Below are 6,888 nucleotides of genomic sequence, written 5' to 3'. Positions count from 1 at the left end.
GTAGAAATTAAAATGCAGAACGTAGGACGCAGAACGTCTTACGCGGAGCCTTTTCAGGGAGAGATATAACGTGGCGCAAGAGAAGTTTTACCGGATTTCGGGCCTGGAAAACGGCCGGCGTATCGAATCTCGCATCCTTGAAGAGCGGATTCAGAAAGCGGTGGCCGAGGGTCACCGGTACATCGAAGTTGAAGCCTTCGGCCAGCACGGCATCGGGGGACGGTTATGGCGTGCCGGAGAGGATAAGGTTTACGCCCGCATTATCGGCTCTCCCGGCCAGCGGGTAGGCTCAATGGGCTTTCCCAATACCCGCATTGAAATCATGGGGCCCGCTTCGGATGACACGGGGTGGCTCAACGCAGGCGCAGAAATAATCGTCCACGGCCACGCTACCAACGGTACGGCCAACGCGATGGCCCAGGGGAAAATTTATGTCGCCGGGAATATCGGTGCTCGGGGCATGACCATGACCAAGCACAATCCCCGCTTCGCTCCCCCGGAACTCTGGGTCCTCGGCGGCGTGGGCGATTATTTTGCCGAGTTTATGGCGGGGGGCATTGCCGTTATCTGCGGTTATGAGCCGCAGGACCCGGAAAACGTCCTGGGCTACCGCCCCTGCGTCGGGATGGTGGGCGGCAAAATCTTTTTCCGCGGCCCACACAAAGGTTATAGTCAAGTCGATGTAAAATTAGAGCCGATAACCGACGCAGACTGGAACTGGCTCGTTGAAAACCTGAAGGTCTTCCTTGCTGCCATCGGCCGCACGGAACTTTTCGAGACCCTCACCGACCGGACCCAGTGGCAGTTGCTCGTGGCTAGAACGCCGCAGGAAAAACGGAGCTTACCGCGCCGCCCGATGAGTGAGCTCCGTCGGGAGGTTTGGGATAAGGAATTAGGGCGTGGCGGTTTGATCGGGGATTTGGTCGACTTCGACCGCAGCCCCACCCCGCTCATTGTGACTGGGAACCTGCGCCGTTTCGTCCCAGTATGGGAAAACCGGAAATACCTGCCTCCCTGCCAGGCAAGCTGCCCTACCGGTATACCGGTTCACGAACGCTGGCGGCTCATCAGGGAAGGGAGGCTGGATAAGGCTATCGACCTGGCCCTTACCTATACCCCGTTCCCAGCAACGGTTTGCGGCTACCTCTGCCCCAACCTCTGCATGCAGGCGTGTACGCGCCAGGTACGCAAGATGACCCCGCCAGACGTAAGGGAACTCGGTGAGGCCAGCCTTGCCGCGAAGCTTCCGGAACTCCCTTCCCTATCCGGGAAGCGGGTCGCCGTTATCGGCGGCGGGCCCGCCGGCATCTCTGTGGCCTGGCAACTGCGGCTACAGGGGCACGAAGCGGTAATTTTTGATATGCAAGACGAACTCGGCGGTAAGCTCTCTTCAGCCATACCGCGTTCCCGGATTGCGGACGAGATATTTAAGGCTGAACTTGAGCGGGCCAAGAAGGTTCTGCCGCACATTTACCTGCAGCAGTACTTGAGCCGTAAAGATTTTGCGCGTTTGAAGGCTGATTATGACTTTATCGTGATCGCCGCCGGAGCCCAAAAACCGCGCATCATTCCTATTCCAGGGAAGGAAAGGCTTATCCCGGCGCTTGATTTTCTGCGTCAGGCCAAAAAAGGCCAAGCGCGGGTCGGTAAACGCGTGGTTATTATCGGTGCCGGCAACGTCGGCTGCGATGTCGCTACTGAAGCGCACCGGCTTGGTGCCACGGAGATCACGCTGATCGATATCCAGGAGCCGCTCTCCTTCAGCAAGGAGCGCAAAGCGGCTGAAGCGGTAGGGGCCAAGTTCCGCTGGCCATGTTTCAGCAAGGCGGTCACCGAAGAAGGGATAGAACTCTCCACCGGTGAGATAATCCCGGCAGATACGGTTATCATCTCGATTGGCGACATGCCAGATTTGGACTTTCTGCCGAAAAGCGTAGCCACCGAGCGCGGGTTCATCAAGGTGAACGAGTTCTACCAGACGTCCGACCCGCAGGTTTTCGCTATCGGCGACGTGGTCAAGCTCGGGCTTCTCACCGAGGCGATCGGCGCCGGCCGGAAAGCAGCCCAGGCGATTGCGGATCTTATAGCGGGCAGAACGCCGCTGCGTGATACCGGCAGCAGGATTGATTACTCCCGCGTCAAGCTCGAGTACTTCAACCCCCGCTTACTTCGCCTTAACCGGCTTGAAGACGCGGCAGCCGAATGTGTTTCCTGCGGCACCTGCCGGGACTGCGGCATCTGCATCAGCGTCTGTCCGCAAGCGGCGATCTCGCGGCAGGAAACTGCTGACGGTGGTTTTGAATCAGTAGTGGATCCGGACCGGTGCATCGGCTGCGGTTTCTGCGCTGGTGCCTGCCCTTGCGGCGTCTGGAACTTAAGTAGAGAACGAACCGTTCGTTTGAAGGGTAAACGAATCGCTTAGCAAAAAGATAAAGCTAGGCGACGGGGCAGGGCATTAGAAAGTTTATTTTTAAGAGCGGAGTGGTGGTTATGAAACATACTCTAGCCGTTCTGGCGCTCAATAAGCCCGGGGTGTTGGCGCGGATCGCCGGGCTTTTGAGCCGGCGCAACTTCAATATCGAGAGCATCACCGCCGGCCATACCGAGAAAAGCGATGTCTCCCGCCTCACCATTGTCGTCCAAGGGGACGACCGGGTAATCGACCAGGTGGTGAAACAGGTTTCGAAGTTAATCGATGTTCTGAAGGTGGAGCGCCTGGCGCAGAACGTCATCGACCGGGAACTAGCGCTGATAAAGGTAAAGGCAGATCCTTCCCGCCGCTCCGACATTGTGGATATCGTCCAGATTTTCCGTGCCCACATTGTGGACGTCGGAAAGGAAACCATGGTGGTTGAGATGACCGGCGACGAAGAGAAGATCGACGCCCTCTGCGCGGTCTTAAGCGAGCACGGCATCCTCGAAATGGTCCGGACGGGAAAGGTAACCCTGACGCGTGGTGCCCATACCGTCAAAGAGTGAGACTGCCGGTCGCTACCCGTCAAGAAAGCTTTCGTTTTCTCTGCCGCAAAGTCGCACCTTTTTTCAACAGCTACATTTCCGGGCGGGGTGCAGCCTCGCCCTTTCTGCTACCAAACACTTCGGTCGCCGCGAAACCAGATGCCAGTCGGCTTGCGGTAAAGGAGGTTTCTATGCGCCCCGTAATCGGCATCACTGCCGCCTTTGGGGAGGAAGAACGCTGTTACTTGAGCCGTTACTATAGTGACGCCGTCTACCGTGCCGGGGGGCTCCCGGTGATCCTGCCGCCGCTCTCGCCGGAAGCTGCTGCCGCTATCACCAGCATCAACGGGCTTCTTCTGTCCGGTGGCGGCGATATTGACCCCTTCTATTTCGGGGAAGAACCGCTACCCCAAACCGGAACGGTTTCCCCGCGCCGGGACGCCTTTGAGCTGGCCCTCGCCCGGGAGGCACTCGCCCGGGTAGTCCCCGTTCTCGGCATCTGCCGGGGTATGCAGGTACTCAACGTCGCCGCCGGGGGCACCATCTACCAGGACCTCGCCGCGGGCACAAAAATCCTCTGAAGCACCGGCAAGACGCCCCGCGCTGGTACGGGACCCACCATATCGATATCCGCGGGAGCAGCCGCCTCGCCGCGATTTTCCGAACCACCCGGTTAAGGGTTAACTCTTTTCACCACCAGGCAGTAAAAAAGGTGGCCCCGGGATTTAAAGCCACAGCTTGGGCGCCGGACGGAATAATCGAAGCCATCGGGGCCACCACACATCCTTTTGCGGTCGGCGTCCAGTTTCACCCTGAAGGGATGTGGGAAAAAGACCTGCTTTTCCTCGCGCTGTTCAGCGCTTTGATAACGGCCTGTAATGAACAACCAAAATAGAGGTTGGTGACAGAAACCAATTTTCCGCCGGCTCCCGAAAGGAAACCGGCCTACCCCGGCGAAAAAGATAGAGATGGCATTCAACCCAACTGTTAATACCTGTCAAAAACGATCGGGGAGTAATCTCGATGCCCGGAGAAACGCTCAAGGTGTTAATCGCTGACGACCAGCCGGAAGTTTGCGAAATTCTCGAAGCCCTTCTAGGCGCAGAAGGACACGTCACCCGAACGGCCAAAAACGGGCGCGAAGCGGTTGACCTAGCCTGCGACTTTCGCCCGGATCTCGTGTTTCTCGATATCATGATGCCCGTACTCGACGGCTTTGCCGCGCTCGAAGAATTGCTGCGTTGTCTCCCTGAGGTAAACGTCGTGATGATGACCGCCTGCCCCGAAGTAGAAATGATTACCCGTGCCTTCAAAGAGGGGGTCATCGCCTTTCTCGGCAAGCCTTTCGACATGGCGGCAATCAGAGAGATCCTTAGGGCGATCAGGGAAAAGAAGGATACCGGCTGCGCAGCCGACTTTCTCCGGTAGGAATATTCGCAGTGCGGTTGAATTTTTGCGCTGCCGCGGGAACAAATGCTTGTTGCCCCCACCCACGGGATATCTTAATTTTCGAAGCCTTCGGCACTTGCACCACGCATTTTCTCTTTAAAAGGGCTTGTTCAGGATGAAGGGCGTGGTTAAGATAGAAATAAAGGCCTTTTACCGGTTAACAGATGCAAACCTAAACCGGGCCCGGGAAGGCCTCCGGGTGCTTGAGGACCTTGCTCGTTTCGTCCTGCAGGACGGTGCTTTAGCCGAAAGGATCCGGGCAGCACGGCATAACCTGCAACGAACCGCCGCCAACCTATCCGCCGCCTGCCTTGCTGCCCGCGACGTGAACCAGGATCCGGGCGCTAGCTATCCGGAAGACTCCCACTCGTCCGCCTGCGGGGTAGCGATAGCGAACGCCCGGCGCGTCCAGGAGGCGGCGCGGGTCCTCGAAGAAACGGCGCGTTACCTGGCGCCCGAAACAGAGGTCCAATTCAAACGCCTTCGCTTTCTGGCTTACGAACTGGAGCAGCTTTTTGTCGCCCGGCTGGCCTCGGAGGAGAAAACCTCCTTTTTGCGGCAGCTGAAGCTTTACGTCATCGTGGGTTCCGCCCACACCGCGGGGCGACCCGTGGTCAGTGTAGCTCAAGAGGCTATCCGGGGCGGCGCCCAGATCATCCAGCTCCGGGAAAAAGAGCTCCCGGCCAAGACCTTTTTCGAAACCGCCCGGACGCTCCGGGAAGTTACAGCGAAGGCCGGAGTGCCGTTTATTATCAACGACCGGGCCGACATCGCGGCGGCAGTTGGTGCGGATGGGGTGCACCTAGGGCAGGAAGATCTGCCGATCGCCGCCGCCCGGCGCATCCTCGGCGAGCAGGCCATTATCGGGGTCTCCACCCACTCCGTTGCCGAGGCTCTCCGGGCGGAAAAAGAGGGCGCTGACTATATCGGCTTCGGACCCGTCTTTCCAACCAGGACCAAACCGGAATACGCCGCGCAGGGTCTGGAAGCGCTTAAGGAAGTCCTGGCGCAGGTTCGTCTGCCGGTGGTGGCCATCGGCGGCATAACGCCTGCAAACCTGCCGGCGGTAATAAAAACGGGCGCGAAGCAGATTGCCGTGGTAAGCGCGGTGGCCAGCGCGTCCGATGTCGCTGCAAGTGCCGCACTTTTGCTGAAAATGCTGGAGGGGTCGGATTGACACAGTTAGAAGCAGCAAAGCAGGGGAAGATAACGCCGGAGATGGAACGGGTGGCCGCTCGGGAGAAGCGTACCCCGGAGTTTGTCTGCGAGGGAGTGGCGACAGGAAGAATCGTCATTCCCGCCAATAAGAACCACCGGGGGCTTGATCCGTTAGGGATTGGTGCAGGACTCCGCACGAAGGTAAACGCCAACATCGGCACCTCACCCCGTCTTCCGGACGCGGAACAGGAACTGGTTAAACTCCGGACGGCGCTAGATGCCGGCGCCGACGCAGTGATGGACTTGAGTACCGGCGGCGACCTGGATGCCCTGAGAAGGCAGACCATCGCCGCCAGCCCTGTTCCGGTAGGCACCGTCCCGATTTACCAGGCCGCCATCGAGGCGCTCAAGCGGCACGGCAGCATCGTGGCCATGAGTGCCGACGAGATCTTCCAGGTTATCGAACGCCACGCGGCCGACGGCGTCGACTTTATCACCGTCCACTGCGGCGTTACCCGCGAAAGTGTCAACCGCTTGCGGCGCCAGGGGCGGATCACGGATATCGTCAGCCGCGGCGGCTGCTTCGTCCTGGGCTGGATGCTCCACCACGGCGCGGAGAATCCCCTTTACGCCCAGTTTGACCGGTTACTCGACATTTGCCGCCGCTACGACGTAACGCTTAGTCTAGGCGACGGGTTGCGCCCGGGCTGCCTGGCGGACGCCACCGACCGGGCCCAGGTCCAGGAATTGGTTATCTTGGGAGAACTTGTTGACCAGGCGCGGGAGCGGGGCGTCCAGGTAATGGTGGAAGGCCCCGGCCACGTCCCGCTAGACCAGGTGGCGGCCAACGTCCAGCTTCAAAAGTCTCTCTGCCGGAACGCGCCTTTTTACGTCCTCGGGCCGCTGGTTACCGATATTGCACCGGGCTACGACCATATCGTTTCCGCCATCGGCGGCGCGGTGGCGGCAATGGCCGGCGCTGATTTTCTCTGTTACGTCACGCCGGCGGAACACTTAGGTCTTCCCACAGCGGAAGATGTGCGGGAGGGAGTCATCGCTGCCCGCATCGCCGGTCATGCCGCCGATATCGTGAAGGGCATCCCCGGGGCCCAGGAACAAGACTTGGCGATGGCGCAGGCGCGCAAGGCGCTTGACTGGGATAAGCAGGTGGCGCTGGCGATCAACCCGGAAAAAGCCCGCCGCTTAAGGCAGCAACACAACCCCGCCGGCATCCGCGAGTGCACCATGTGCGGTGAATTTTGCGCCATGCGCCTGGTGGCGGAATTCTTGGGTACCACCCGGACTCGCTGCTGAAACGGATTA

The 6,888-nt window shown here is 59.4% G+C and carries 7 protein-coding genes; all 7 read left to right on the top strand.

Going from position 1 to position 6,888, the window contains the following annotated elements:
* Positions 1-70: 70 nt before the first annotated feature.
* Positions 71-2,422: an FAD-dependent oxidoreductase gene (locus ACUVTA_RS01310; protein WP_445951179.1), complete on the top strand. Its 2,352-nt coding sequence runs from the start codon at positions 71-73 to the stop codon at positions 2,420-2,422.
* A gap of 68 nt (positions 2,423-2,490) precedes the next feature.
* Complete coding sequence (ilvN, locus tag ACUVTA_RS01305) at positions 2,491-2,979, top strand: acetolactate synthase small subunit (RefSeq protein ID WP_445951178.1); 489 nt, start codon at positions 2,491-2,493, stop codon at positions 2,977-2,979.
* A gap of 170 nt (positions 2,980-3,149) precedes the next feature.
* Entirely contained in the window at positions 3,150-3,539 is a 390-nt protein-coding gene (locus ACUVTA_RS01300; RefSeq protein ID WP_445951177.1) for a gamma-glutamyl-gamma-aminobutyrate hydrolase family protein, read from the top strand.
* Positions 3,458-3,853: a gamma-glutamyl-gamma-aminobutyrate hydrolase family protein gene (locus ACUVTA_RS01295; protein ID WP_445951181.1), complete on the top strand. Its 396-nt coding sequence runs from the start codon at positions 3,458-3,460 to the stop codon at positions 3,851-3,853. Before ACUVTA_RS01300 ends, ACUVTA_RS01295 begins: the two co-directional genes overlap by 82 nt.
* Positions 3,854-3,981: 128 nt before the next feature.
* Positions 3,982-4,386 carry a response regulator gene (locus tag ACUVTA_RS01290; RefSeq protein ID WP_445951176.1) on the top strand — a complete coding sequence of 135 codons (405 nt, stop codon included), beginning with the start codon at positions 3,982-3,984 and terminating at the stop codon, positions 4,384-4,386.
* Positions 4,387-4,531: 145 nt separating this feature from the next.
* Positions 4,532-5,584: a thiamine phosphate synthase gene (locus ACUVTA_RS01285; RefSeq protein ID WP_445951175.1), complete on the top strand. Its 1,053-nt coding sequence runs from the start codon at positions 4,532-4,534 to the stop codon at positions 5,582-5,584.
* Entirely contained in the window at positions 5,581-6,879 is a 1,299-nt protein-coding gene (gene thiC / locus ACUVTA_RS01280; protein ID WP_445951174.1) for a phosphomethylpyrimidine synthase ThiC, read from the top strand. Before ACUVTA_RS01285 ends, thiC begins: the two co-directional genes overlap by 4 nt.
* Positions 6,880-6,888 lie beyond the last annotated feature (9 nt).

The sequence above is a fragment of the Thermodesulfitimonas sp. genome (genome assembly GCF_052743955.1).
This window is presented reverse-complemented; position numbering and strand designations above follow the sequence as displayed.